Annotated in this window: 27 protein-coding genes; 10 read left to right on the top strand and 17 right to left on the bottom strand. The window is 60.0% G+C overall.

Annotated features, from left to right (window positions below):
- Together K5R89_RS12315 and fdnI are read left to right on the top strand one after the other, a co-directional pair.
- A partial coding sequence (locus tag K5R89_RS12315) for a formate dehydrogenase N subunit beta transmembrane domain-containing protein (protein WP_313771220.1) occupies nucleotides 1-392 on the top strand: 392 nt, incomplete at its 5' end.
- Nucleotides 385-1,041, top strand: a complete 657-nt coding sequence (fdnI, locus tag K5R89_RS12320; RefSeq protein WP_101989540.1) for a formate dehydrogenase-N subunit gamma — start codon at nucleotides 385-387, stop codon at nucleotides 1,039-1,041. The genes K5R89_RS12315 and fdnI, both read left to right, overlap by 8 nt.
- Nucleotides 1,042-1,083: 42 nt before the next feature.
- On the opposite strand, the gene K5R89_RS12325 is transcribed toward fdnI, so the two are convergent.
- The 4 genes from K5R89_RS12325 to K5R89_RS12340 form a co-directional block, all read right to left on the bottom strand.
- Nucleotides 1,084-1,407, bottom strand: a complete 324-nt coding sequence (locus K5R89_RS12325; protein ID WP_217259415.1) for a CcdB family protein — start codon at nucleotides 1,405-1,407, stop codon at nucleotides 1,084-1,086.
- Nucleotides 1,407-1,595 carry a hypothetical protein gene (locus tag K5R89_RS12330; protein ID WP_044523461.1) on the bottom strand — a complete coding sequence of 63 codons (189 nt, stop codon included), beginning with the start codon at nucleotides 1,593-1,595 and terminating at the stop codon, nucleotides 1,407-1,409. The genes K5R89_RS12325 and K5R89_RS12330 overlap by 1 nt, the downstream gene beginning before the upstream one ends.
- Nucleotides 1,596-1,773: 178 nt before the next feature.
- Nucleotides 1,774-2,592 carry a polyphosphate kinase 2 gene (ppk2, locus tag K5R89_RS12335; protein WP_023289843.1) on the bottom strand — a complete coding sequence of 273 codons (819 nt, stop codon included), beginning with the start codon at nucleotides 2,590-2,592 and terminating at the stop codon, nucleotides 1,774-1,776.
- Nucleotides 2,593-2,678: 86 nt separating this feature from the next.
- Entirely contained in the window at nucleotides 2,679-3,116 is a 438-nt protein-coding gene (locus tag K5R89_RS12340; RefSeq protein WP_023289842.1) for a VOC family protein, read from the bottom strand.
- Between the two features lie 277 nt (nucleotides 3,117-3,393).
- On the opposite strand from K5R89_RS12340, the gene araJ reads away from it, so the two are divergent.
- Entirely contained in the window at nucleotides 3,394-4,548 is a 1,155-nt protein-coding gene (gene araJ, locus K5R89_RS12345; protein WP_023289841.1) for an MFS transporter AraJ, read from the top strand.
- Nucleotides 4,549-4,554: 6 nt separating this feature from the next.
- Here the strand turns inward: araJ and K5R89_RS12350 are convergent, their stop codons facing one another.
- The 7 genes from K5R89_RS12350 to adhP form a co-directional block, all read right to left on the bottom strand.
- Nucleotides 4,555-5,646: an alkylhydroperoxidase domain protein gene (locus K5R89_RS12350; protein WP_217259414.1), complete on the bottom strand. Its 1,092-nt coding sequence runs from the start codon at nucleotides 5,644-5,646 to the stop codon at nucleotides 4,555-4,557.
- Between the two features lie 9 nt (nucleotides 5,647-5,655).
- A complete protein-coding gene (locus K5R89_RS12355) occupies nucleotides 5,656-6,642 on the bottom strand; it encodes a putative FMN-dependent luciferase-like monooxygenase (protein ID WP_065812591.1) in 987 nt (328 codons plus the stop codon).
- Nucleotides 6,642-8,258, bottom strand: coding sequence for an ABC transporter ATP-binding protein (locus tag K5R89_RS12360; RefSeq protein ID WP_044523453.1), 1,617 nt, complete (start codon nucleotides 8,256-8,258; stop codon nucleotides 6,642-6,644). The genes K5R89_RS12355 and K5R89_RS12360 overlap by 1 nt, the downstream gene beginning before the upstream one ends.
- Nucleotides 8,255-9,103 (bottom strand): ABC transporter permease, encoded by an 849-nt coding sequence (locus tag K5R89_RS12365; protein ID WP_072420114.1) that lies wholly within the window; start codon nucleotides 9,101-9,103, stop codon nucleotides 8,255-8,257. The genes K5R89_RS12360 and K5R89_RS12365 overlap by 4 nt, the downstream gene beginning before the upstream one ends.
- A complete protein-coding gene (locus K5R89_RS12370; RefSeq protein WP_023289836.1) occupies nucleotides 9,100-10,044 on the bottom strand; it encodes an ABC transporter permease in 945 nt (314 codons plus the stop codon). Before K5R89_RS12370 ends, K5R89_RS12365 begins: the two co-directional genes overlap by 4 nt.
- A 10-nt stretch (nucleotides 10,045-10,054) precedes the next feature.
- Entirely contained in the window at nucleotides 10,055-11,677 is a 1,623-nt protein-coding gene (locus K5R89_RS12375; RefSeq protein WP_032452998.1) for a TIGR04028 family ABC transporter substrate-binding protein, read from the bottom strand.
- 177 nt (nucleotides 11,678-11,854) lie between these two features.
- On the bottom strand, nucleotides 11,855-12,865 hold the full coding sequence (gene adhP, locus K5R89_RS12380) for an alcohol dehydrogenase AdhP (RefSeq protein WP_002906221.1): 1,011 nt from the start codon (nucleotides 12,863-12,865) through the stop codon (nucleotides 11,855-11,857).
- A 253-nt stretch (nucleotides 12,866-13,118) separates the two neighbouring features.
- Between adhP and K5R89_RS12385 the strand changes: the two genes are divergently transcribed.
- Nucleotides 13,119-13,718 (top strand): inorganic diphosphatase, encoded by a 600-nt coding sequence (locus tag K5R89_RS12385; protein ID WP_023289834.1) that lies wholly within the window; start codon nucleotides 13,119-13,121, stop codon nucleotides 13,716-13,718.
- Nucleotides 13,719-13,861: 143 nt separating this feature from the next.
- Nucleotides 13,862-14,815, top strand: a complete 954-nt coding sequence (locus K5R89_RS12390) for a helix-turn-helix domain-containing GNAT family N-acetyltransferase (RefSeq protein ID WP_101989546.1) — start codon at nucleotides 13,862-13,864, stop codon at nucleotides 14,813-14,815.
- 35 nt (nucleotides 14,816-14,850) lie between these two features.
- Here K5R89_RS12390 and K5R89_RS12395 read toward each other — a convergent pair whose 3' ends face one another.
- A complete protein-coding gene (locus K5R89_RS12395; RefSeq protein ID WP_217220355.1) occupies nucleotides 14,851-16,563 on the bottom strand; it encodes an ABC-F family ATP-binding cassette domain-containing protein in 1,713 nt (570 codons plus the stop codon).
- 522 nt (nucleotides 16,564-17,085) lie between these two features.
- Entirely contained in the window at nucleotides 17,086-18,783 is a 1,698-nt protein-coding gene (locus K5R89_RS12400) for an NAD-dependent malic enzyme (protein WP_004202648.1), read from the bottom strand.
- A 78-nt stretch (nucleotides 18,784-18,861) separates the two neighbouring features.
- Between K5R89_RS12400 and K5R89_RS12405 the strand changes: the two genes are divergently transcribed.
- Entirely contained in the window at nucleotides 18,862-18,969 is a 108-nt protein-coding gene (locus K5R89_RS12405; protein WP_171005072.1) for a hypothetical protein, read from the top strand.
- On the opposite strand, the gene sra is transcribed toward K5R89_RS12405, so the two are convergent.
- Entirely contained in the window at nucleotides 18,966-19,106 is a 141-nt protein-coding gene (gene sra, locus K5R89_RS12410) for a stationary-phase-induced ribosome-associated protein (RefSeq protein WP_012541615.1), read from the bottom strand. The two genes, K5R89_RS12405 and sra, sit on opposite strands and share 4 nt — an antisense overlap.
- Before the next feature lie 177 nt (nucleotides 19,107-19,283).
- Nucleotides 19,284-20,135: a Vmh family MBL fold metallo-hydrolase gene (locus K5R89_RS12415; RefSeq protein WP_044523543.1), complete on the bottom strand. Its 852-nt coding sequence runs from the start codon at nucleotides 20,133-20,135 to the stop codon at nucleotides 19,284-19,286.
- Nucleotides 20,136-20,249: 114 nt separating this feature from the next.
- Here K5R89_RS12415 and K5R89_RS12420 point away from each other — a divergent pair, with 114 nt between their 5' ends.
- On the top strand, nucleotides 20,250-21,143 hold the full coding sequence (locus K5R89_RS12420) for a LysR family transcriptional regulator (protein ID WP_101989548.1): 894 nt from the start codon (nucleotides 20,250-20,252) through the stop codon (nucleotides 21,141-21,143).
- 67 nt (nucleotides 21,144-21,210) lie between these two features.
- On the opposite strand, the gene K5R89_RS12425 is transcribed toward K5R89_RS12420, so the two are convergent.
- A complete protein-coding gene (locus K5R89_RS12425) occupies nucleotides 21,211-21,456 on the bottom strand; it encodes a YmjA family protein (RefSeq protein WP_044523445.1) in 246 nt (81 codons plus the stop codon).
- Between the two features lie 190 nt (nucleotides 21,457-21,646).
- Nucleotides 21,647-22,561 carry an SDR family oxidoreductase gene (locus K5R89_RS12430; protein WP_023289828.1) on the bottom strand — a complete coding sequence of 305 codons (915 nt, stop codon included), beginning with the start codon at nucleotides 22,559-22,561 and terminating at the stop codon, nucleotides 21,647-21,649.
- Nucleotides 22,562-22,738: 177 nt separating this feature from the next.
- Here K5R89_RS12430 and K5R89_RS12435 point away from each other — a divergent pair, with 177 nt between their 5' ends.
- From K5R89_RS12435 to K5R89_RS12445, 3 genes are all read left to right on the top strand, one after another.
- Nucleotides 22,739-23,107, top strand: a complete 369-nt coding sequence (locus tag K5R89_RS12435; protein WP_130940642.1) for a hypothetical protein — start codon at nucleotides 22,739-22,741, stop codon at nucleotides 23,105-23,107.
- 108 nt (nucleotides 23,108-23,215) lie between these two features.
- Entirely contained in the window at nucleotides 23,216-23,401 is a 186-nt protein-coding gene (locus K5R89_RS12440) for a general stress protein (protein ID WP_008804757.1), read from the top strand.
- A 346-nt stretch (nucleotides 23,402-23,747) separates the two neighbouring features.
- Entirely contained in the window at nucleotides 23,748-23,963 is a 216-nt protein-coding gene (locus tag K5R89_RS12445) for a hypothetical protein (protein WP_004202641.1), read from the top strand.
- Nucleotides 23,964-23,973: the final 10 nt, after the last annotated feature.

Raw genomic sequence — 23,973 nt, forward strand, 5'->3', positions numbered from 1 at the left:
AGCGTGCGTATTGCCTGAAAACACAACCCGCTACGGGGGAGACTTACCCGAAATCTGATTTATTCAACAAAGCCAAAGAGATGCTGGAGGTGGCCGAGGAGCGGGTGGCTAAGCTGAAAAAACGCGGCTATGCCATGGCCGGGATTTACAACCCGCAGGGCGTCGGCGGCACCCATGTGATGTACGTCCTGCATCATGCCGACCAGCCCGAGCTTTATCACAAGCTGCCTGCTGCGCCGAAGATTGATACCTCGGTGGAGCTGTGGAAAGGGATCCTGAAGCCGCTGTCGGCGGCGGGCTTTATCGCTACCTTTGCCGGGCTTATCTATCACTACATCGGTATCGGGCCAAATAAGGAAGTTGACGACGACGAGGAGGAGCATGATGAGTAAATCGAAGATGATAGTGCGCACGACCTTTATCGATCGCGCCTGTCACTGGACGGTGGTGATCGCTTTCTTCCTCGTGGCGCTATCGGGTATTTCGTTTTTCTTCCCGACCCTGCAGTGGCTGACGGAAACCTTCGGTACCCCGCAGATGGGGCGTATTCTGCACCCCTTCTTCGGAGTGCTGATTTTTATCGCCCTGATGTTTATGTTCGTGCGTTTTGTCAATCACAACATCCCAGATAAACAGGATATCCCCTGGCTGAAAGGCATTGTGGAGGTGCTGAAAGGCAACGAGCATAAAGTGGCGCGGGTCGGTAAATATAACGCCGGGCAAAAGATGATGTTCTGGACCATCATGAGCATGATTTTTGTGCTGCTGGTGACCGGCGTGATTATCTGGCGTCCCTGGTTTGCCCATTATTTCCCGATTCAGGTGATTCGCTACAGCCTGTTAATTCACGCGACGTCGGCCATTATTCTGATCCACGCGATCCTTATCCATATGTATATGGCGTTCTGGGTGAAGGGGTCGATTAAGGGGATGATTGAAGGCAAGGTCAGCCGCCGTTGGGCGAAGAAACATCACCCGCGCTGGTATCGCGATGTCGAACGTCTGGAGGCGATCAAAGAGAGTCGCGAAGGGATGAAGTAAGCCGTCTGGCCAGGAGGCCCGCTCCAGTTTGCTGGAGCGGGTTTATGTGTTAGTGATTAATGCGTCCATCGCTGATATCATGGTCGTTCTTTCTTTAGCCAAATTGCAGATAAAATATTTTTTATCCAGCCTTTGCTTTGCCACGCTGGTGATTGCCGGCGTGTTGATGAACAGTTTCTCAAACTCCATATTAATAATCGGGGCGGCAGCATGATAATGGCCGGTCAAATGAGAATGATAGCTCAGCGGCACAATTAAACGTGTACCAAGGTCATTAAAATAATCATGTTGAATTACCATTAAATAAGGTTGAAACGCATTGGTTCTCGATGATGGGTTACGAAAGATATCAAATTGTGACGCCATTAAATCCCTCCGAAAAAAGGATCCTCTGACAACAACCCTGCACGGGCAGTGAACTCATTCAGTGCCTTAATGAATTCCTGGTCTTTTCGGCGTTTGTCCGCATCGACGATGGTAAGTGCCTGGTTTTGCGGGTTAACCGTTGTTGTACGATCGCGAGTCTGTGACTTGTTAACGGCATTCTGTTTCATTATCTGCTCCTTGTTGTTGGCGAGCTGATTATCACGCGGTGTGCGATGAAAAGAAATACCTGGTTCGGATTTGTTTTTTATTTTGCGAAGCAACTTCCAGAGGAAAGCAACCGCATGAAATATTCATGGTTATGGTAATAAACCCGGCGCTGGCATTAACCAGCGCGGCGGGAAATCATCAGAACTTCTCCGGAATAAAGCGGAAGGGGAAATTGGTCTGTTTCATTTTGCCCATTTTGCGCTTCGGCAACGTGACATGCTCCACTGGCAAGGCTTCGTAGGGGATCTGCGACAGCAGGTGGGTAATGATATTCAGACGCACCCGCTTTTTATCCTCGGAGCGGGCGACGAACCACGGCGCCCAGGCGGTGTCGGTGGCGGCGAACATGGCGTCGCGGGCAGCGGTATATTCATCCCAGCGGTTGAAAGACTTGATGTCCATCGGCGAGAGCTTCCAGATCTTGCGCCCGTCGTCGATGCGATCCCGCAGGCGCCGCTCCTGCTCCTGCGGCGAGACCTCCAGCCAGTACTTGAGCAGGATAATGCCCGACTCGACCATGCCGCGCTCCACCATCGGCGCGCCGTCGAGGAACTTCTGCACCTCCTCCGGGGTACAAAAGCCCATCACCCGTTCGACGCCGGCGCGGTTATACCAGCTGCGATCGAAAATCACGATTTCGCCAGCCGCCGGGAGGTGCTTGATATAGCGCTGAAAATAGAGCTGACTTTTCTCGCGTTCGGTGGGCGAGGGTAAGGCGACGACCCGGAAGATCCGCGGACTGACGCGCTCGGTGATCGCCTTAATCGTGCCGCCTTTGCCGGCGCCGTCCCGGCCTTCAAAGACGATGCACACCTTCAGCCCTTTATGCACCACCCAGCGCTGCAGTTTTACCAGCTCAACGTGGAGCTTGCGCAGCGCCTTCTCGTACGCTTTATTGTCGAGCGGGGCGATCTTCACCGCCGCGTCGACAGGATGACCGCTTTTCTTATTACCCATCGCCATGCTCCGTGTTGCCGAGGTATCCCTTTGAAGTGTAATCCTTCACTGGCGTGGCGGTGGAAAATATTCGCGCCCGGGACGGGCTAGCTGACGTTCCCCGCGGCAATGACTTCCAGCCCCACTCGCTGCCCCCATGACAGCTCCAGGGTGTTACCGTCCGGGTCGGCAAAGAAAGCGAAATAGCCCACAGGATCGCCCAGCTGCTCCGGTTCCCGGCGCAGAACGCCTTCCCGCCGCGCCTGGGCGACCTTCTCATCGATCTCCGCCTGGGTGGCGCAGGCGACGCCGAGATGGCCGAACGGACCCAGCGGCGTGTCGGCAGGGTCATCACTTTGCACCAGCACCAGGGCGAAAGGTCGGGTGCGATCGCTGAGCCACGCCACTTTACGCGCCGAGGGGAGGTTGGGTTCGCGCTGGTGAATAACGGTCATCGCCGTGTAGCGGGTATAAAAATCGATGCTGCTGGCCAGACAGCGGACGGTAAAGGCGACATGGGTAAAGCCAACATCAACATTTTGCATGGATGATTCTCCCGAGGTGAACGATGTCTCGACTTTACAACCTCAAGTTAACTTGAGATCAATCCACAATGTGTCCCTGCGTGCCCACCAATTTTTACAGGGAATTATCCACCGCCCGGCGCCTCTGCCGCCAGCAGGACCGCCATGGTGGCGCTGGCGAGCGCATGAACGAATCAGGCCGTTGTATGGAGGATACTGCCGTCGGGCGTTTTTAGCTGGTGTGGCGAGGCGGGATGGTCAATAATGCCGGCCGTCTCTCAATACCCCTATAAGATGTATGAAAAAAACGATTTTTTCACTGGCGCTAGGCACTTTCGGACTCGGCATGGCGGAATTTGGCATTATGGGCGTGCTGCCGGACATGGCGCGCGATGTCGGGATTTCAATCCCCGCCGCCGGCAATATGATTGCCTGGTATGCCTTCGGCGTGGTGATCGGCGCGCCGATCATGGCGTTGCTCTCCAGTCGGTTTTCGTTGAAATCGGTGATGCTGTTTCTCGCCGCCCTGTGCATTCTCGGCAATACCCTGTTTACCTTCTCCAGCAGCTACGCCATGCTGGCGCTTGGCCGGCTGGTTTCCGGGTTTCCCCACGGGGCTTTCTTCGGCGTGGGGGCGATCATCCTGTCGAAAATCGCGCCGCCGGGGAGGGTGACCGCCGCGGTGGCGGGGATGATCGGCGGCATGACGGTGGCTAACCTGGTGGGCGTTCCCGGGGGCACCTGGCTTGGGCATCATTTTAGCTGGCGCTATACCTTCGCGCTCATCGCGGTGTTTAACGTCGCGGTGTTTATGGCCATCTTCTGCTGGGTCCCTACGCTGTATGATCGGGCCACCACCCGGCTGCGCGAGCAGTTCCGTTTCCTCGCTTCCCCGGCGCCGTGGCTGATTTTTGCCGCCACCATGTTCGGCAACGCCGGGGTGTTCGCGTGGTTCAGCTATATCAAGCCTTTTATGCTCAACGTTTCCGGCTTTGCCGAAAGCCGGATGATGCTGATTATGATGCTGGCGGGGCTGGGGATGGTGGTCGGCAACCTGTTCAGCGGCAAAATTTCCGGGCGCTACAGTCCGCTGCGCATCGCGGCCATCACCGACGGGGCGATCGCTGTGACGCTGCTGCTGATCTTTGCCTTCGGGGAGCATAAAATCGCTTCGCTGACGCTGGCGTTTTTCTGCTGTGCCGGGCTGTTCGCCCTGTCGGCGCCGCTGCAGATCCTGTTGCTGCAGAACGCCAAAGGCGGCGAGATGCTGGGGGCGGCAGGGGGGCAGATCGCCTTTAACCTCGGGAGCGCCATCGGCGCCTTCTGCGGTGGAATGATGATTGCTCAGGGCTTCGGCTGGAACAGCGTGGCGCTCCCCGCCGCCACGCTGTCGTTTCTGGCGATGAGCGCCTTGCTCATCTACGGCCGCCATCAGCGCCGACAGGCTTGCTAACGACGCTTACTCACGCCAGGGCTCGCCGAGCGTCAGCATCAGCCGGTTGGCCCAGGCGAAAAAGGCCGCTGACTGCAGCAGATCCAGCTGGGCCAGAGTATCTAAGCCCTGTTCATCAAGCGCTGCCAGATGGCTGGCATTCAGCGCGGGCGGCGTCACCGATAGCGCGGCGGCGGCGGCGATTTCCGCCTGCCAGCGCGGCGACTGCCCACCGCGCAGATCCTCTCCCGGCGTCACCGCCAGCAGCGTGTCGACGGCGGTCTCGTTCTTCGCCAGCTGCGCCGCTTTGCGGGCATGCACCGAGGCGCAGTAAATACAGCCGTTGATTTTACTGGCCACCGTGGCGGCCAGTTCACGTTCGGCGCGCGGTAATCCCCCCGGGGTATAGAAAATGCCTTTATCGGTCAGCGTCCGCTGCTCCAGCACCGGCTGGTTGCGCGCCAGCAGGCGGAAGTAGGGTGAATCGCTATGGCCATATTTGGCCAGAATCGCCTGTTCTTCAGCGCTAAATTCCGCCAGCGGTTTATCCGCCAGCCAGGGTTCCCAGTGCAGCTCCTCGCGGGTGAAGCGCACCGGGGCCGCTTTACCGCTCTGCGCGTGCGGGGTGGTGTGCCAGTACCCGGCCACCACCGGCGTATCGGCGCTGACGATGGGCTGGTGGTTGAGCGCCCGCAGACCCAGCAGCAGGCGGCTCTGGAAGCTGACAAAGGCCACCAGCTGCGCCAGGGTGACGATGCCCCGCAGGCTCCAGCCCGCGTTTGTCAGAGCCTGCAGCGCGCCGGGTGTCGCTTCGACGGGGGTGAAGGTCAGCAGGCGGGCAAAGGCCAGCGCCGGAACCAGACGATCCGTGGTCGGATCGGCCAGGCCGAAGCAGGCATAGTGCGCCGCCAGCGCGTCCGCCTGATGGAGCTTCGCCACCTTTGCCGCCACCGCGAAGCGTTCATCGAGGGGAAAGTCGGCGTCCTGCTGGCTGAACAGCACTTCATAACTTCCCTGCGCGTGTCGGGTAGCGGCATCGCGGACTGCGCGCGCCTGGTCGAGCGGGGAACCGGCGGCGATCTCCGCCAGTTCGGCCAGAATATCCTGACTCAGCGTCATGGTGACTCCTTATCTGATGTGGGGGGCAATATGCTGAGCGATCAGCTCAATGGAACGCAGCGTATCCCGGTGCGAAGGCTCCACCGAGTGCACCTGGAACGAAACATCGGTGGCGCGGGCCAGCACGCTGTCCTGCGCCAGGGATGCAACAACATGTTCAGGATCGCCCACGTGGGCATCCAGTTGTTGCAGATAGTCAGTGACACTGTCACCTTCTATCAGATGCCCCGCAGCCCGGTGCTGTGCCGCCTGCTTACGCAGGCCGGGTTCGGCGATCTGCAGGGCGTGGGCGTGACTGTCGGCGACGAAGGCGGTGCGCGAAGCGAGGATCCGCGGCGCAACGCCGTCCGGCAGCGCCGCCAGATAGGCGTCGACGATCGGGTTCTGAATGGCGTCCAGCGGCAGGCGTGGCTCACCGGGCGGCCGAGGCTGCGTGCGCGACAGCATCAGCCCGTGCCCCGCCTGACCGGCGCGGATGGCGCCTTCCACCGAGAAGGTGGCGATCCAGATGCGCGCCGCCAGCTGCGGCGCGGGCGGATAGAGACGGTTGTCCGGGTGGCTGAGGGTGTCGCCGCGCCAGGCGCTGTGGATCAGGTGCAGATGGTCGGCAAACACTGCCCCGCGCTGCTCGCTGGTCAGGCCGAAGGGCAGAAACGACGTTGGCGTGCCGCCGGAACCAAATCCCACCTCCAGACGCCCGTCGGTGAGTAAATCCAGCACCGCCGCGTCTTCGGCGACGCGCAGCGGATTCTCCATGGGCAACGTGATAATCGCTGTGCCGAGGCGAATGCGGTCAGTCTGCGCCGCCACGTGGGCGAGGAACACCAGCGGGGAAGGCAGGCCGCCTTCCTGTTCATGAAAATGGTGCTGGGCAATCCATGCGCTGTCGAAGCCGACGCGCTCCGCGTGGCGGATCTGTTCGGCCGCCAGCCGGTAGCGCGTTTGTGCGGAGCCCTGATCGAGCAGACGGGTAAAAAAGCCGAGGCGTTTAGGCATTATGCGTTCTCCATGTGGGCCTGAGCCAGGCGTGGGGAAACCTGGGGAATGGCGGCGATCAGTTCGCGGGTGTAAGCCTGCTGCGGAGCGGCGAACAGGCGCCCAACGTCGCCATGCTCCACCACCTGGCCGGCGCGCAGCACCGTGACGCTGTCGGCAATCCGCCTCACCGTCGCCAGATCGTGGGTAATGAACAGGTAGCTCAGACCAAGCTGCTGCTGTAGCTGCTGCAGCAGGGCGAGGATCTGCGCCTGAACGGTGACATCGAGCGCCGAGGTCGCTTCGTCAAGAACCAGTATCGCCGGCTCGAGGATCAGCGCCCGGGCAATCGCCACCCGCTGCCGCTGGCCGCCGGAAAGCTCCCGCGGCGTCCGCGACAGTAGCTCCGGGGCCAGGGCTACCCGGGCGGCGACGCTCTCCACACGCTGGCGACGCGTCGCCGCGCTGAGGCGCTCAAAGTTTTTTAACGGCTCTTCGATAATCGCAAACAGCGTCTGGCGCGGGTCGAGCGAAGCGAAGGGGTTCTGGTAGACGAACTGGATTTTGCGCCGCAGCTGACGCTGCGCCTCGCGGCTGAGATGCCCGGCGTCAATACCGTCGATGGTCACCTGTCCGGCGTCGGCGCGCTCGAAGCCCAGCAGGATCCGCGCCAGGGTGGTTTTCCCGGAGCCGGATTCGCCCACCAGCGCATGGGTGCTGCCGCGTCTGACCTCAAAGCTGACGCTGTCGAGCGCCTGCAGGGCCTGTTTGCCCAGCGAGAAGCGTTTGCTGATCTCTTCGACGCGAATGGCCGGCGTGGCCAGCGGACGGTGACGATCCGCCGTCAGCCTCAGCGGCGCGTCCTGCAGATCGTGGAGCAACTGGCGGGTGTAAGGGTGCTGGGGACGCCGGACAATCGCCTCGGTGGCGCCCTGTTCCTGAATCTCGCCCTGGCGAAACACCATGATCCGGTCGGCGCGTTCGGCGGCCAGCGCCAGATCGTGAGTGACAAACAGCACGGCGGTTCCCGACTCGCGCCGCAGGATGTCGAGCAGATCGAGAATGCGCTTTTGCACCGTAACGTCGAGGGCGCTGGTGGGCTCGTCGGCAATAATCAGATCCGGCTGCAGGGCGATGGCGATGGCGATCAGCACCCGCTGTTTCATCCCGCCCGACAGCTGATGCGGGTACTGGTCAAAACGCTGTTCCGGGTGGCTGAGCCCGACTTTAGCGAGCAGGTTGAGGACCTGCTGCCGGCGTTCGGCGGCGGAAAGGGACTGATGCAGCCGCAGGATCTCTTCCACTTGCTGACCAATGGTTTTTACCGGATTAAGCGAATTGCCGGGGTCCTGCGGCACCAGGCTGATGCTCACCCCGCGCAGGCGGTTCAGGCGTTTTGCCGACCAGTCGCTAATCACTTCGCCATTGAGGATAATCCGCCCGGCGTCGCGGCGGGCGTTATCCGCCAGCAGGCCGATAATGGCCTGCGCGGTCGTGGTTTTCCCCGAGCCGGATTCACCGACGAAGGCCAGCATTTCGCCGCGCTGAATGGAAAAGCTGACGTTATGCACCACTTCGCGCCATTCGCCCCGCGACCGGTAGCTGATGCGCAGATCTTCAACAGAGAGAACGTTCATGGGCGTACTCCACTCCACTGGCGGCTAAGACGATTGGCGGCCAGGACCACCGCGACCACGGCGAGGCCGGGGAAGGTGGTCAGCCACCAGGCGGTCGACAGGTAATTACGACCTTCGGCGATCAGTAATCCCCACTCCGGGACCGGCGGCGGGGTGCCGTAGCCAAGGAAGCTGAGGGTGGCCAGCGCCAGCATCGCCTGACCAAACTGCAGCGTGGCGAAGGCGAGTACCGCGGTGAGCGAGTTGGGCAGGATATGACGCCAGAAGATGGCGAGAAAGGTGCCGCCGCTGCCCCGGGCCGCCTCGACGTAATCACTGTGGCGCACGCGCACCACCTCCGCCCGCGCCAGGCGCGCGAAGCTGGCGATGGCCGCCACGCCGACCGCCACCGCCGCATTCACCGTGCCAAAACCCAGCAGAATGATTACCGTCAGCTGCAGCAGCAGAGAAGGGATAGCCAGCAGGACATCCACCAGGCGCATGATGGTTGATTCCACGCGGCCGGCCAGCGCCCCGGCGAGGGTGCCAAGGGCGGTGCCCGCCACCAGACCGATGGCGACGGCGATCAGCGCCGCCGACAGAGAATGTACCGCGCCGTAAACCACCCGCGTCCACAGGTCGCGGCCCAGCTGGTCGGTACCCAGCCAGTAGTGCGCCTGCGGCGCCAGGCGCTGAGCGCCGGGGATCCCTTCCAGCGGGTTAGCGGAGGTAAACCACTGTGGGGCAAGGGCCATTAACAGGGCGGTGATCATCACCGCCCACGCCAGCCACAGGCCTGGCTGCAGACGCACTTTGCGCCACTCCGGGCGGCGGCGAACCGCGATGGCATAGTCGACCAGGCTCATTTCGCACCTCCGGTCTGTAATTGGAGTCGGGGATCCAGCCGCGGCATGACCAGGTCGACCAGCAGGTTGATCAGGACAAAACCGAGAGCTGAGATCATCACCACCGCCTGCAGCACGGCGATATCCTGGTTATTCACCGCCTGCTGGGTCAGCTGGCCGAGGCCGCTGCGGCCGAAGACGGTCTCGGTGATCAGCGCCCCGGCAATCAGCTCGCCCAGCAGCAGCCCGGCTATATTCAGCGCCGGCAGCAGGGCGTTACCCATCACATGGCGCCAGAGGACGCCGGTCTCGCTCATTCCCTTGGCGCGGGCGACCGCGACGAAGGGCTGAACCGCCACCTGATCCATGCTGCGCATCAGGATCTGCGCCAGCGGGGCGGAGATGGGCAGCGCGACGGCGATAACCGGTAAAATCAGCCCCTCCAGCGGACCGGGGTTGATCACCGGGATCCAGCGCAGCTGAAACGAAAAGAGCTGGATCAGGGCGATACCCAGCCAGAAGGTGGGCAACGAGATAAACAGCACCGGCAGCGACTGCAGGAGGTTACTGAGCCAGCGCAACCCCGGCAGACGTGAGGCGAAAGCGAGGGCAAACGCCAGGATCACGGCCAGCAGGAACGCCGGCAGGGCGAGGCTTAAGGTATCCGGCAGGTTGCTGGCAATCAGGCTACTGACCGCCAGACCCGCCTGCAGGGAATAGCCAAAGTCGCCGTGCAGCATCGCCAGCAGCGTGTGCAGGTACTGGCGCCACAGCGGGCTGTCGGCGCCGTAGGCCAGCCGCATGTCGGCGATTTGCGCCGGGCTCAGACCGAGGTCCGGGTTCTGAAACTTGATCAGCACCGCATCCCCCGGCAGCACCTGCAGCAGGAAAAAGGTGAGGGTAAACGCCGCCCACAGGACCAGCAGCCCCTGGCCGAACCGTCGCAGAAGATAAGCGCTCATATCCGGCCTCTTAGTGTTTATCCAGCCAGGCGCCGTAGAACGACGGACGCCCGACGGCTTCGAAGCTGACGCCTTTCACCCACGGCGCGCCGGCGAACACCTGCGGCTCTTCGAAAATGGGGATCACATAGGCGTTATCGATCAGATAGCGCTGGGCATCGCCGGTTAACTGCAGGCGCTGCTGCGGCTCCACCGCCGCGGAGATGCCGGTCAGCAGGTCGTTCAGCTTATCATCGCGAAAGTGCTGCACTTTATCGCTGGAGCCGCCTTTCTGCAGCAGCGCGTCACGGTTGTTAGGAAAGAACATGCTTTTTACTACATCCGGGTCGGCGCGGCCCACTTCCGAGACGGTGAGCGGGGTTTTCTGCGGGTCGAGGTTGTCGAGCGTCCGGCTGCCGGCGTCCCCGGCTTTGACCGTTAACGCTACCCCCACCTGGCGCCATTGCTGGGCGATCAGCTGCAGCACTTCTTTATTCTGCGGCTGGGGGAGCGACTCATAGACCGTCAGCGCCAGCCGCTGCCCGTCTTTGCTGCGAATGCCGTCGGCGGCGGGTTTCCAGCCGGCCTCATCCAGCAACTGCCGGGCTTTGGCCTGGTCGAAGGTGAGCTTATCGCTCAGATTGACATAGCCGGCGGCGGAGCTGGCCAGCACGGAGGTGGCTTGCGGGTAGTTAGCGGAGAACAGCGTCTCCACCACCTGCCGGGCGTTGGTGGCATGGAGCAGGGCCTGGCGCACCCGCAGGTCGGCGACCAGTGGGTTATCCGGGCGGAAGCTCAGGCTGTCGTTGACCCCGCGGGTAGGCGCGGCGTAGACCGTAAATCCCTGATCGGTCGCCTGCTTTTCATCGTAGGCCTGCACCTGGCGAATAAAGCCCGCCTGGCCCGCCAGCAGCGCGCCGATGCGCACGCTGTCTTCCGGGGTGACAATATAGGTGATGCCGTCGAGGTTAGCGGGGCCCTGCTGGGCGATGTTTTTCGGCCCCCACTGATAATCCTTGCGCGCCACCAGCGTCAGCTCGCGGCCCGGTTTTTCATCCTGCACCACGAAGGGACCGGAGCCGATGATGTGCCGGGCATCGCCCAGCTCCTCGAAATTGCGCTGCAGGGTGCTGAGGGAGACCAGACCGGAGCCGATGGTGGCGGTCCCCTGCAGGAAGCCCGGCGACGGCTTGTTGAAGTAGAATTTCACCGTCAGCGGGTCGATCACTTCGCTGCGCTGGTAGTTATTGATCACCTCCGAGACGGGCAGGCGATGGGCTTTATCCCCCAGCCCATAGGTGTCGAAGTTTTTGGCGACCGCGGCGGCGTCCAGCGGCGTGCCATCCGAGAAGGTGACCCCTTTTCGCAGGTGGAAAGTGTACTCGGTTTTATCGGCATTGCTGGTCCAGCTTTCGGCGATCCACGGCTCAATCTCCAGCGTTTTCGGGTTCTGCCAGGTCAGCTTGTCGGTGATCTGATTGAGTATGCCGCCATTGGGATAAAAGCCGCCGGCGGGTGGATAGAGATTGGTGTGCGGTTGCTGCTCCAGATAAATCAAGGTACCGCCTTTAACCGGCGTGTCGGCGGCCCAGACGGAAAAAGCGCCGGAGAGAAACAGCGCGGCCAGCGCGGGCAGGCGAAAATGACGATGCATGGTGAATTCCTTTGTTATCTATTGTGTTGCCATCATCGGGCGCGGCTAAAAACAAAGGAACCAAGGAATTGCGCTAAGCATTTGCGGAAATTGCATTTACTTTACGCGGCGGGAAACCAGGGGAAGCGAGGGGAAGCGAGGAGAAGCGCCTCGCCCGGGCGGGAGAGGCGCTGGCGATTAGCTACGCAGATCGATAACCATACGGCCGCGGATCTGACCCTGTTCCATCTCTTTGAAGATGGCATTGATATCTTCCAGCGGACGCAGGGTGACTTTCGGCACCACTTTGCCTTCGGCGGCGAACTGGAACGCTTCCACCAGATCCTGACGGGTGCCGACCAGCGAGCCGACCACCTCGATGCCGTCAAGTACCAGACGTGGAATATCGAGGCTCATCGCCTCTGGCGGCAGGCCAACCGCCACCACGCGGCCGCCGGCGCGAACGGCATCCACCGCCGAGTTAAAGGCCGCTTTGGCCACCGCGGTCACCACCGCAGCGTGGGCGCCGCCGGTTTTTTCCTGAATCACTTTCGCCGCATCTTCATTGCGCGAGTTGATGGTCAGGTCAGCGCCCATCGACGCCGCCAGCTCCAGCTGGCCGTCGTTGACGTCGATAGCGATCACTTTGGCGTTAAAGACATTCTTGGCATACTGCAGCGCCAGGTTGCCCAGCCCGCCGAGGCCGTAGATAGCGATCCACTGGCCCGGTTTGATGTGGGAGACCTTAACGGCTTTGTAGGTGGTGACCCCAGCGCAGGTAATGCTGCTGGCGGCGGCGGAGTCGAGGCCGTCCGGGACTTTAACCGCGTAGTTGGCGGTGACGATGCACTCTTCCGCCATGCCGCCGTCGACGGTATAGCCAGCGTTTTTCACCGAGCGGCACAGCGTCTCGTTGCCGCTGTTACAGTAATCGCAGTGGCCGCAGCCTTCGAAGAACCACGCCACGCTGGCGCGATCGCCTGGCTTCAGGGAGGTGACGCCAGGGCCGACTTTTTGTACTACCCCGATCCCTTCATGACCGAGAATAACGCCGGTTTTATCGCCAAAATCGCCGTTTTTCACGTGCAGGTCAGTATGACACACGCCGCAGCATTCCATTTTCAACAGCGCTTCGCCGTATTCCAGCGGGCGCAGCGTTTTTTCCGTAACGTTAACCTGATGGTCGTGAGTAACAACAGCTGCCTTCATGCCTGTCTCCTTGAGAGCGGATTGATTAATTTTATTAATGCAATATTACCCAATAAGGATTAGACGCTATGGAGAAAAAAACAAGGCGCTTTAGTACAGGATGTGGTTTTTTGCTACATCCGTAGCACAAAATTCAGACAATACCTCTAATTTTGGTAGGTAATAATAGTGTCACGGAATGGTCATGTTTTCTTCATCACCCAACTCTATTGTTTTGCGCATCAATTTCTTATAACAACAGAGTGATACAACAATGCATCTGGTCAAAACGCTCCTCACCGCAGGTCTGCTTTTTTCCGCCGCCGCGCAGGCTCACAATGTGCTGGAATTCCCGCAGCCGGAAAACAATCCGGAAGAGTTTTACGCGGTCACCGAGATCCCGGCAGGCGGGATCATTAAGTATGAAACCGACGCTAAAACGGGGTTTATCGTCGCCGACCGCTTTCAGTCGATGCCGGTGGCTTACCCGGCGAACTACGGTTCATTAACCCAGTCGCTGGCCGGGGATGGCGACCCGCTGGACGTGGTGTTTTACACCCGCGCGCCGATGGCCCCGGGCACGCTGATTAAGCTGCGGCCGATCGGCGTTCTTAAGATGATAGACGGCGGTGAGAAAGACGACAAAATCATCGCCGTCCCGGCCAGTAAAATTGATCCGACCTATGACGACATTCAGACCATCACCGATCTGCCGAAAATCGAGCAGCAGCGGCTGGAGGCCTTCTTCCGGGTCTACAAAGAACTACCAGAGGGGCGGAAAAAGGTCGAGCTGGCCGGTTTTAATGATGCCGCCGCCGCGAAGCAAGAGATCAAATCGGCCTGGGAGGCCTGGAAGGCAAAGAACCCGCAATAATACTTATCGCGGGCGCAGTCCGGCGCCCGCGGCACGCCATCATCCGATACGCTACCTTGCCATGCTGGATAGTTTATCCTCTTGACGCGGCCTGAAGTAAATGGTTGTATTATACAACTATCTACTTCACTGGACGCCTCACGATGTCTGACACGCCTTTAATCCAACAAATTCGAACGGCCTCGCGGTTAATGGTGCGCGAGCTGGGTTTTATGAACACCACGCTGGCCGCCACCCACTATTCACCCTCGGCGGTGCATACCCTGCTGGAGGTGTCGGTCAGGGGGACGATAACCGCCGCGCAGCTGGTCACATTGCTCGGGCTGGAAAAATCGAGCGTCAGCCGGATGGTCGCCCGTCTGCTGGCCGCCGGAGAGCTGGAGGAGCGCCCCTGCGCGGAGGACGCGCGATCTAAATCGCTGGCGCTGACCGCGAAAGGGCACGACACGGTGGCAACGATTAACGCCTACGGTACCCGCCGGGTGGTGGAGGCGTTAGCGCATCTCGATGAGACGCAGCAGCGGACCGTCGCCAGCGGACTGGCGGCCTATGCTCAGGCGCTGGCGCAGTGTCGGGATGCTGCGCTTGCGGAAACGACGCCGCAAATTTCGCTGGTAACCGGCTATAAGCCGGGGGCGATCGGCCGGATAGCCCAGATGCACGGGGAGTATTACGCCCGGCACCATGATTTCGGCGCTTTTTTTGAAGGCAAGGTTGCCAGCGGCGTCGCGGAATTCGCCACCCGGCTTTCCTCGCCGGTCAACCAGATCTGGCTGGCGATGCGCGAGGGGAAGATTGTCGGTTCGGTGGCGATCGATGGCGAGGATCTCGGCCAGCAGCAGGCGCATCTGCGCTGGTTCATTCTCGATGACAGCTGCCGGGGAACCGGCATTGGCAGGCGGCTGCTCAGTGAGGCGATGGCTTTCTGCGACAGTCGTCAGTTCAGCGCCGTTCAGCTGTGGACGTTTAAAGGTCTGGACGCGGCCCGCAAACTGTATGAGTCCTTTGGCTTCACGTTAACCCGCGAATGGCAGGGAGACCAGTGGGGAAAGATGATGACCGAGCAGCAGTTTACCCGGCCAGGAAACGCCGGCTAAGGGCGTGGTGCCTTAGCCGGCGGGGAGCGCGAAGATTACGCCAGCTGGTTAAGCAGCCGGGCGATCTCCTCTCGCCACTGGGCCTGCAGCGAGGGCTTTTGATGTTTCGGCTTACGGGCCATATCGTCCGCCAGCCATTGCTCCAGGGCTATCAGGCGCGTCAGCAGCGCCTCTTCATCATCAGCCGCGAGTGACGGCTCCTGGGGTGAGGAGGCCGCCGTCAGGGTGGGGATCTGCGCCTGCAGACGGGCATAGACCTCCTCCAGACTGTGCCACTCCGTTAACCCGGCGCTGTCGATCAGCCAGAAGCGGTTACAGCTTTCGCTAATAAGCTGGCGGTCATGACTGACCAGCAGTACGCCGCCGGGGTAGTCGCGGAGCGTCTGCGCCAGCGCCGCTTTGCCCTCCATATCCAGATGGTTGGTGGGTTCATCCAGCAGCAGCAGGCTGTAGCGCGCCAGCGACAGACCGACGAACAGCAGCCGCGACCGCTCGCCGCCGCTGAGGGTGCAGACCTTCTGTCCATGCCTCGCCCAGCCAAACCCGGCGGCAATCAGCGCCCGTTTACGGGTGTCCGCCGACGGGGCGAACGGCGTCAGGGCGTCGAGCAGGCTGGCCTCGTCCGGCAACTGCGCCAGGGTCTGGTCGTAGTACCCGGGGTGAAGCCGGGGGTGCAGACGCAGCCCCGGAAGCGGCGATGCGTCGTTCATCTGCTGCCACAGCAGGCGCAGCAAGGACGATTTCCCGCCGCCGTTGCGGCCCATGATGGCCACGCGATCGCCGCTGCGCAGTCGCGCTACGCCGGTGGTGAACAGGGCCGGTAGTCCCGGCGCGGGAGCCACCGGCAGCCTGTCTATGTCCAGCAGGCGGTCCGCCGGCAGGGCGTCCCCCTGCAACACCAGGCGCCACGGCGGGCCGATGCTGAGCTCGGTCTGCTCGTCTTTCAGGCGGGCGACCTGCTTCTCCATCTGTTTGGCTTTGCGGGCGAGATCTTCGTTGTCATACACCCGCCCCCAGGTGGCCAGCCGCCGGGCGCTGGCGCTGACCCGGTCGATCTCTTTTTGCTCCGCCTTATGACGTAACGCGGCGCTTTCATCCTGCTCCTGCAGTGCCTGACGGGCAGCGCTGCAGGGCAAGGCGAAGCTGTGCAGCGTCTGGTCGCGGAGGATCCAACTGGCATTAGTTACAGCATCCAGTAAAGCGTTGTCGTGTGACACCAGCACGAAGCTCCCCTGCCAGGTCTGCAAGAAGCTTTCCAGCCACAGCAGGGTGGGCAGATCGAGATGGTTGCCGGGCTCATCCAGCAGCAGCAGGTCAGGCTGGCGGATCAGCGCCCGGGCCAGCAGCAGGCGTGTATGCTGTCCGCCGCTCAGGGTGCTGGTTTGCTGCTCCATCACCGCCGGCGTGAAACCCATCTGCGCCAGCAGGCGTTCGGCCAGCCAGCGCTGTGCTTCCCGCGCGTCGGCGGGTAACAGGTCCAGCACCGCCTGCAGCAGCGACTGCGAACGCAGCGCCTCCGGCAGATGCTGTTCAACGCGGGCCATCAGACACTGACCGGCGAGTGAGACGCTGCCCGAGGTGGGCGCGAGGGTGCCGTCCAGCACCTGCAGCAGGGTGCTTTTGCCGCAACCGTTATGGCCGATGAGACCGATGCGGTCGCCTTTCTTCAGGGTGAAGGAGAGGGTATTAAACAGCGGCCCGAAGGCAGTCTCCACGTGGAGCGCATGGGCAGTTAGTAATGTACTCATAGTCAACTTACTCAAGAGTTACAGGCATGGGAATGCCTCGTCAAAACTCGCTGACGATAACCCGGTAAGCCGGAGAGAAGGGATTCTGTGAAGGGTCTTCGCTCAAGCCAAAGTTATCGCAGCACGATACCGATAACGCTTGAGCTGGCGCCATTGCCTAAGGCATGTGAAACAATAAACATTTCACAATACAGCATGGGGGGCCTCCTTTTATATTCAGTAAGTGAATGGGTGATGGCAGTGTAGTGGGGAAAGGAAAAGCGCGCCAGTGACAAAACTAGCAGGGTGTGGAGAAGCGTCGGATATCGATTGTCCCGCCCAGCGCGGCTGTAGTTTCTGCCTGCGGATCGTCTGCGAGGGGGCAGAGGCCATGATTTTGCGTGGCACAAGGCGCGCGGCAAATGCTATCCGTTTTATATTTTTACGATAAATGAATATGGGCGAAAAAGGCGTTTCAGTGGCGGGGAATATTATCCGGACGCTATTAATAACCGGGCCGATCGTGCGGCCCGGTGAGCGCGATTAAATTGAGGTGCGGCGGTAATTACGATATTCCGGCAGCCAGAAATTATCGCTGATGGACTGCAGCAGCGCTTCCGCGGACGTTTTCACCGCCACGCCCTGCTCCTGAGCCACCTTACCGACCGCGAAGGCGATCGCCCGCGAGACGGTCTGGATATCCTTCAACTCCGGCAGAACCGGGCCTTCGCCGTTGTTCACCAGCGGCGAGTGTTTCGCCAGGGTTTCGCTGGCGGCCATCAGCATCTCGTCGGTGACCCGCGACGCGCCGGAGGCGATCACCCCCAGACCAATGCCCGGGAAGATATAGGAGTTGTTGCACTGGGCGATGGGATACTGTTTGCCTTTCACGGTGACCGGGGCAAACGGACTGCCGGTGGCGACCAGCGCCTCGCCGTCGGTCCAGCTCAGGATATTCTGCGGCGTGGCTTCCACCCGTGACGTTGGGTTGGAGAGCGGCATCACGATCGGCCGCGGGCAATGCTTGTGCATCTCGCGGATAATCTCTTCCGTGAACAGCCCCGGCTGACCCGAAACGCCGATCAGGATGTTCGGTTTCACGTTGCGCACCACGTCCAGCAGGGACAGGACATCGTTAGTGGTATCCCAGCCCTGCAGATGTTCACGCTTCTGCACCAGCTTGTTCTGGAACGGCAGCAGATTAGGCATGCCGTCGGTTAACAGGCCGAAGCGGTCAACCATAAATACGCGCTGGCGGGCCTCTTCTTCACTGAGTCCTTCGCGGACGATCTGGGCGATAATTTGCTCGGCGATGCCGCAGCCGGCGGAGCCCGCCCCGAGGAAGACGATTTTCTGTTCGCTCAGCTGGCTGCCGGCGCCGCGGCTGGCGGCGATCAGCGTCCCGACGGTGACCGCCGCGGTGCCCTGAATATCGTCGTTAAAGGAGCAGATCTCATTGCGGTAGCGGTTGAGCAGCGGCATGGCGTTCTTCTGCGCAAAGTCTTCAAACTGCAGCAGTACGTCCGGCCAGCGGGCTTTAATCGCCTGGATCACGTCGTCAACGAACTGATAGTACTCGTCGTCGGTAATACGCGGATGACGCCAGCCCATATACAGCGGATCGTCCAGCAGCTGCTGGTTGTTTGTCCCGACGTCCAGCACGATGGGCAGGGTGTAAGCCGGGCTGATGCCGCCGCAGGTGGTGTACAGCGACAGTTTACCGATCGGGATCCCCATCCCGCCGATCCCCTGGTCGCCGAGGCCGAGGATACGCTCGCCATCGGTCACCACAATCACTTTGACATTATGGTTCGGGACGTTTTGCAGAATGTCGTCAAGGTTATGGCGATTCTGGTAGGAGATAAAGACGCCGCGGGCGCGACGGTAAATCTCGGAGAAACGTTCGCAGGCGGCGCCCACCGTCGGGGTATAGATAACCGGCATCATCTCTTCGAGATGGTTGCCAATCAGGCGATAGAAAAGGGTCTCGTTGGTGTCCTGGATATTACGCAGGTAAATGTGTTTGTCGATTTCTGTTTTGAATCCCTGATACTGGATCCAGGCGCGTTCCGCTTGCTCTTCGATGGTTTCAACCACTTCCGGCAGCAGGCCAAGCAGGTTGAAACTGCTGCGCTCTTCCATACTGAAGGCGCTGCCCTTGTTGAGCAGAGGGAATTCAAGCAGAACGGGGCCCGCGTAGGGGATGTACAGGGAACGGTTTTTCTTATGGGTAAATTGCATCGCACTAACTCCTTGATCGTGTCCACAGTCCCGGCGCGGCGATAAGCGAAGGGCGGGTGGAAAAGCAGCGGGCAGAGTATAGAGCAGAAGGTCTTCAAGCGGGTAAACAAGCCGTCAATTACCATAAAAAAACACCATCCCGGCAACAGGACGGTGTTGTTTATCATCACTCAGGCTGAAAATTAACCACCGCGGCGTTTGCGGCCGGTAGCATGGATATGGTTGAGGGTGGTTTCTTCATCGCCTTCCAGCACCACTTTTTTCTGCTGGGAAAGCTTGTAGTTCAGACCGAGAAGATGACGTGCCTGATGGTTCGATTTCATTCTGACTCCTTTATCCTGTTCTGGTTTCAAGGGCAAACCCGGTGGTGACCGGATGAAATGTAACCCAAAGTTGGCCGCACGTTTTTTATGCGGCCTCAGGTAGGGTGGTCCATTTTCAGGGCAATAGCAACCTTAGCGCGCCAGATTAAGAACAGTCTCCCTCGCGCAGCGCCGGCATTACCACTTCATCTCGCCGGTGTTAACTTTGGCGCTAAGCTCCAGCGAGCTGGTTTCCGCCAGCCCCGGCCACTGCGTCTCCATGGCCTTGATCACCCCGGCGGAATCCTTATGTGTCTTCAGCGCCTGCTCAAACTGCTGGAGGTAGGTTTTTGTAAAGCGCACCGCGCGGTCACCCTCCGGCGGCGTGCCGAGGTAATGCCCCGGGATCACCTGCTGCGGGTGCAGGGCAATCATCTGGTCCAGCGTAGTGCGCCACTGCTGGCGACTGGCCGGCGTCTGGGTGTCGGCGGTCCAGAGATGCATGCCCCACGCCACGCCGGTGCCGCCGAGGATCGTTTTGTTCGCCCGGATCCAAACGAACGCCGCGTAGTCATGCGGCTGCATAATCGTCACTGTTTCGCCATCGATGGTAAAGCTGTTGGCTTTCAGCGCCTGCGGGACGTATACCTGCGTCGGCGCGCCGTCTTTCATCTGCGGGCCCCAGTACGCCAGCTTTGCCGCTTTGGTGGCTTCAATATGTTTAACCACTTCCGGCGTGGCGACCACTTCCGCCTGCGGGAAGGCTTTCACCAGCGGCTCAAGGCCAAAGTAGAAGTCAGGATCGCCGGAGGTGATCACAATCCGCGACAGCGGTTTGCCGTTTTTCTTGATCATGTCCACCAGCTTTTCGCCGTCTTTGACGCTGAACTGGGCGTCAAACAGCACCGCTTCATGCGGGCCGGAAACGAGGGTGGAGTTGACGGCAAAAATACCTTTCTCCTGAGGGTTGTAAGTCTGCAGCGTCAGCGGCGCCGCGAAGACCGCGCCGCTGAACAGGGCGGTGGCAATAGCAAGGGCAGATAATTTCATCATTTATTCTCAGTCACAGGGGAATGCGTAGCATTGTACGGATTTCGCTATTTGATAGAATTCCTGAAATAAGAGATGCTGAGTTTCATAAATCGTGCAGATGAAGGGGGCGTGATGGACAGGGTGATTGCGGCGCAGGTATATCTGCGGATTTGCGAACTGGGAAGCCTCAGCGCCGCGGCGCGCGCGCTGGGGATGTCGCGCCCGATGGTCAGCCGCTATCTGGAACAGATGGAGAGCTGGGCCGGCGCCCGGCTGATCCATCGCTCAACCCGGCGGCTGACGCTGACCCCGGCGGGGGAGACGGTGTTGCTCAAGACCCGCGGGTTGACGCGGATCGCCGATGAAATCGCCGGCGAGCGCCAGCGGGCCGACCCCAGCGGCACGCTGCGGGTGGCGTGCGCGCATTTTACCGCGATGCAGCTGATCTCCCCGCTGCTGCCGGACTTTCTCGCTCGCTATCCGCTGTTGCGCCTGGAGCTGGATATCAATAACCATCCGGTCAGCCTGATCGGCGAGCGCATCGACGTGGCCATTCGCATTACCGATAATCCGGAGGCCGGGGCTATCGCTCGCCGTCTCGGCGTGTGCCGGTCGCTACTCTGCGCTGCGCCGCGCTGGCTCCGCCAGCATGGTCCGCTGACGACGCTTGACGATCTGCAACAGCATAACTGCCTGTTATACAGCCATTTTGCCGGCCAGCGCTGGCAGTTCAGCGATGCGCAGGGGCTGGAGGCGTCGGTGTCGGTGAACGGTAATCTGAGCGCGGGGATCTCTTCCTTGCTGCTGGAGGCGGCGGTCGCCGGGTGCGGTATCGCGATGCTCCCCGAACTGGAGGCGCGGGGCGCGATTGCCAGCGGCGCGCTGGAGGTGGTGCTGCCTGACTGGACGCCGAAGGCGCTGAGCGTTTACGGCATCTATCTTTCCCGCGACTATCAGCCCGATGGACTGCCGCTGTTTCTGGATGCGCTGCAGCGACGTCTGGGGGAGACGCTCGCCGATGCCTGAGCAGCGGCGTCGCCTTCAGCGGCAACACCGGCGGGCGGCGGCCCTGCCGGTGAGCTGACGATAAGACTTACTCGTTGCCCCACTGATTGAGGAAGTTAGCGATATCGTCAATACGGCGCTCGTCAACGGCCGCCTCGCGGGCCATCTCCTGCTGCGCTTCTTCGTCTATCTCTTCGTTATTGGTTAACCGCGCAATCAGCAGCTGAAAATAGCGCGCCAGCGCATCGCGTTCCTCATCCTTAACCGGGGCAGCCGCTTCGGTCTCGTATTCGTCCACGATGTCATAAAATTTCAGGGGGATGTCATTACTCATCTGTCGTCCTCAGGATTGGCGTCAGGGCCGGGGTTAGCGCACAGCGGCGGGCGAGTATCATAGCATGCGGCCGGTAGGCTGCAGGAGAGGAAAAATCGCCGCGCCGGCGAGGCGAGAGGGCAGATACCGATCCCCGGGGAGCGGAAGGTAAAACCGGCGCGCGATGTCGCACGCCGGTCTGCCGGGAGGCTTAGACTACCCCGTCCCCACCGTCAGAGCACCAAACCTGGCCGGAGGTATAAGAGCAGGCATCGGATGCCAGGGTGACGTACAGCGGGGCGATCTCGACCGGCTGTCCCGGACGCCCCATCGGCGTGTCTTTCCCGAACTGTTTCACTTTCTCGTCCGGCTGACCGCCGCTGGACTGCAGTACCGTCCAGTAAGGGCCTGGCGCCACGGCGTTAACGCGAATGCCGCGTTTTGCCACCTGTTTGGCCAGCGATTTAGTGAAAATCGCCAGGCAGGCTTTGGTCTGGGCGTAATCGAGCAGGATCGGACTGGGTTTATAGGCTTGCACCGAGGTGGTGTTGATGATCGCGCTCCCGGCCTGGAGATGGGGCAGCGCGGCGCGGGTGATCCAGAACGGCGCGTAGACATTGGTTTTAAAGGTGGCGTCAAAGTCTTCGGTGGTGAGCTCCTCGAGAGTCTCACAATATTGCTGACGCCCGGCGTTATTGACCAGGATGCTCAGGCCACCCAGCTGTTCCACCGCATCGGCCACCAGCGACTGACAGAAGGACTCGGAGCGAATATCCCCCGGCAGGGCCACCGCGGTGCGGCCTTCGGCTTTAATCAGGGCGATGACTTCATCGGCATCCTCTTGCTCTTCCGGCAGATAGCTTATGGCGACATCGGCCCCTTCGCGGGCAAAGGCGATCGCCACCGCGCGGCCAATGCCGGAGTCACCGCCGGTAATGAGCGCTTTCTTACCGGCCAGCCGCCCGGTGCCGGTGTAGCTGGTTTCCCCATGGTCCGGTGACGGCTCCATTTCAGCATCCAGACCCGGCGGGTTTTGTTCTTGCTCCGGGAACTCCGGACGTGGAGCCGTCTCTTCTGGCAACATGGAGGTGGGTAATTTCTTCATTGGCGGTTTTTCATCTTGCATAGTCATCTCCTTCAGACAGAACGGGCCAGCTGTAAGGATAGGTCAGGTTCCCCCATCGCCAGACCCCGGGTGATTCGCCCAGGGCCAGTGAATGCCCGGGAAAAGAGGTACTGTTATTCCTTAACCGACTGATCCCCGGCGTATTTAAGTGAATAGCGCTGCGTTAATATCGCTGGGGTGAAATTAGGATTATTCCATCAATATTTAACGTGGCTGGGCTATTTTTCTCCCTGGGAAATTTTTTTAAAGACGGAGAGGAAGACGCGTCGTGAAAAAGGGAATATTAAGTTAACCCGCTACGCATGGCTAATAACGCCATGCCTCTTAGGTGGTATTTTTTGTAAGGGTGGCTGTCCGGGAGTGGAAGAAATATTTATTCATCACTTTATTTTCATTTGTTTACAAACGAGGATCGCTGTCCGCAGAACAGACCATAATGGGCATATAATCCAAAGCGAAGAAGGGGTTGCGGAAAGATTAATTTTTAGTGCCGCTTCGCTGTGGTTAATTTATTTATTGGTAACGCTGATCAATGGCCGGAATTAATTTGACTCCTGCGGGTATTCCTCTAGTGTTAGATATCGAGGGCGATGATTTGTAACAGGGTCATTTTCCATTTACCAACCGATATTGATCAAACCAAAGGTGAACATTATGGCAGAGCATAGAGGCGGTTCAGGTAATTTTGCAGAAGATCGTGAAAAAGCATCCGAAGCCGGGCGTAAAGGTGGACAGCACAGCGGCGGGAACTTTAAAAATGATCCTGAGCGTGCATCCGAAGCCGGTAAAAAGGGTGGTAAGAACAGTCATGGCGGCGGCCGTAAAGCCGGCGACAGCTAGCGACTGATGACCCGTGACGCCGTTTCGACGGCGTCGGGACAGAAACCTGTGGGCCTGGCGGTCCGCAGGTTTCTGTTTATTTGCGAACGCTTTCCTTCACCCATCGTCTATTGTCCGCGATGAAAGAAAAGGAGCAGGATAATTAAATTATAGCAACCTTAATTATTAAGCGCTGTTTACCGCAGCGGCAATGTGCCGGCGAAGCGGTAAGGGCGAGTAAATGACGGCACTGTTTTTATGGCTGTGGAAAGGGAAGATATTGTTAGCCGGGCATTAACCGCCGGATGCCAGGGGTGGGCAGCAACACATCCGCTTGCTAAATATTGTTCAGATCTAAGGTAATAAAATGAAACTGACGCCGGTATTTATTAAGCGTTGTCATCTTGTGGCCGCCGTTATGTGGGTGGGTCTGGCGATACCCTCGTTAATCTGGTGGAAAGACAGCGTCCTGTGGGTCATTCTTATCAGTATTTACGCTAATATTGTTGGGCATTTATCTGGATATAGCGCAGCGCGAGCTGACCAGGCGGCGGAAGAGAATGAAGATTCCCCGTCAAAATAAAAAATTAATG

Origin of the sequence: Klebsiella sp. TF21-TM (assembly GCF_019753495.1) — a bacterium.
GTDB classification, from domain to species: Bacteria; Pseudomonadota; Gammaproteobacteria; order Enterobacterales; family Enterobacteriaceae; genus Klebsiella; species Klebsiella quasipneumoniae.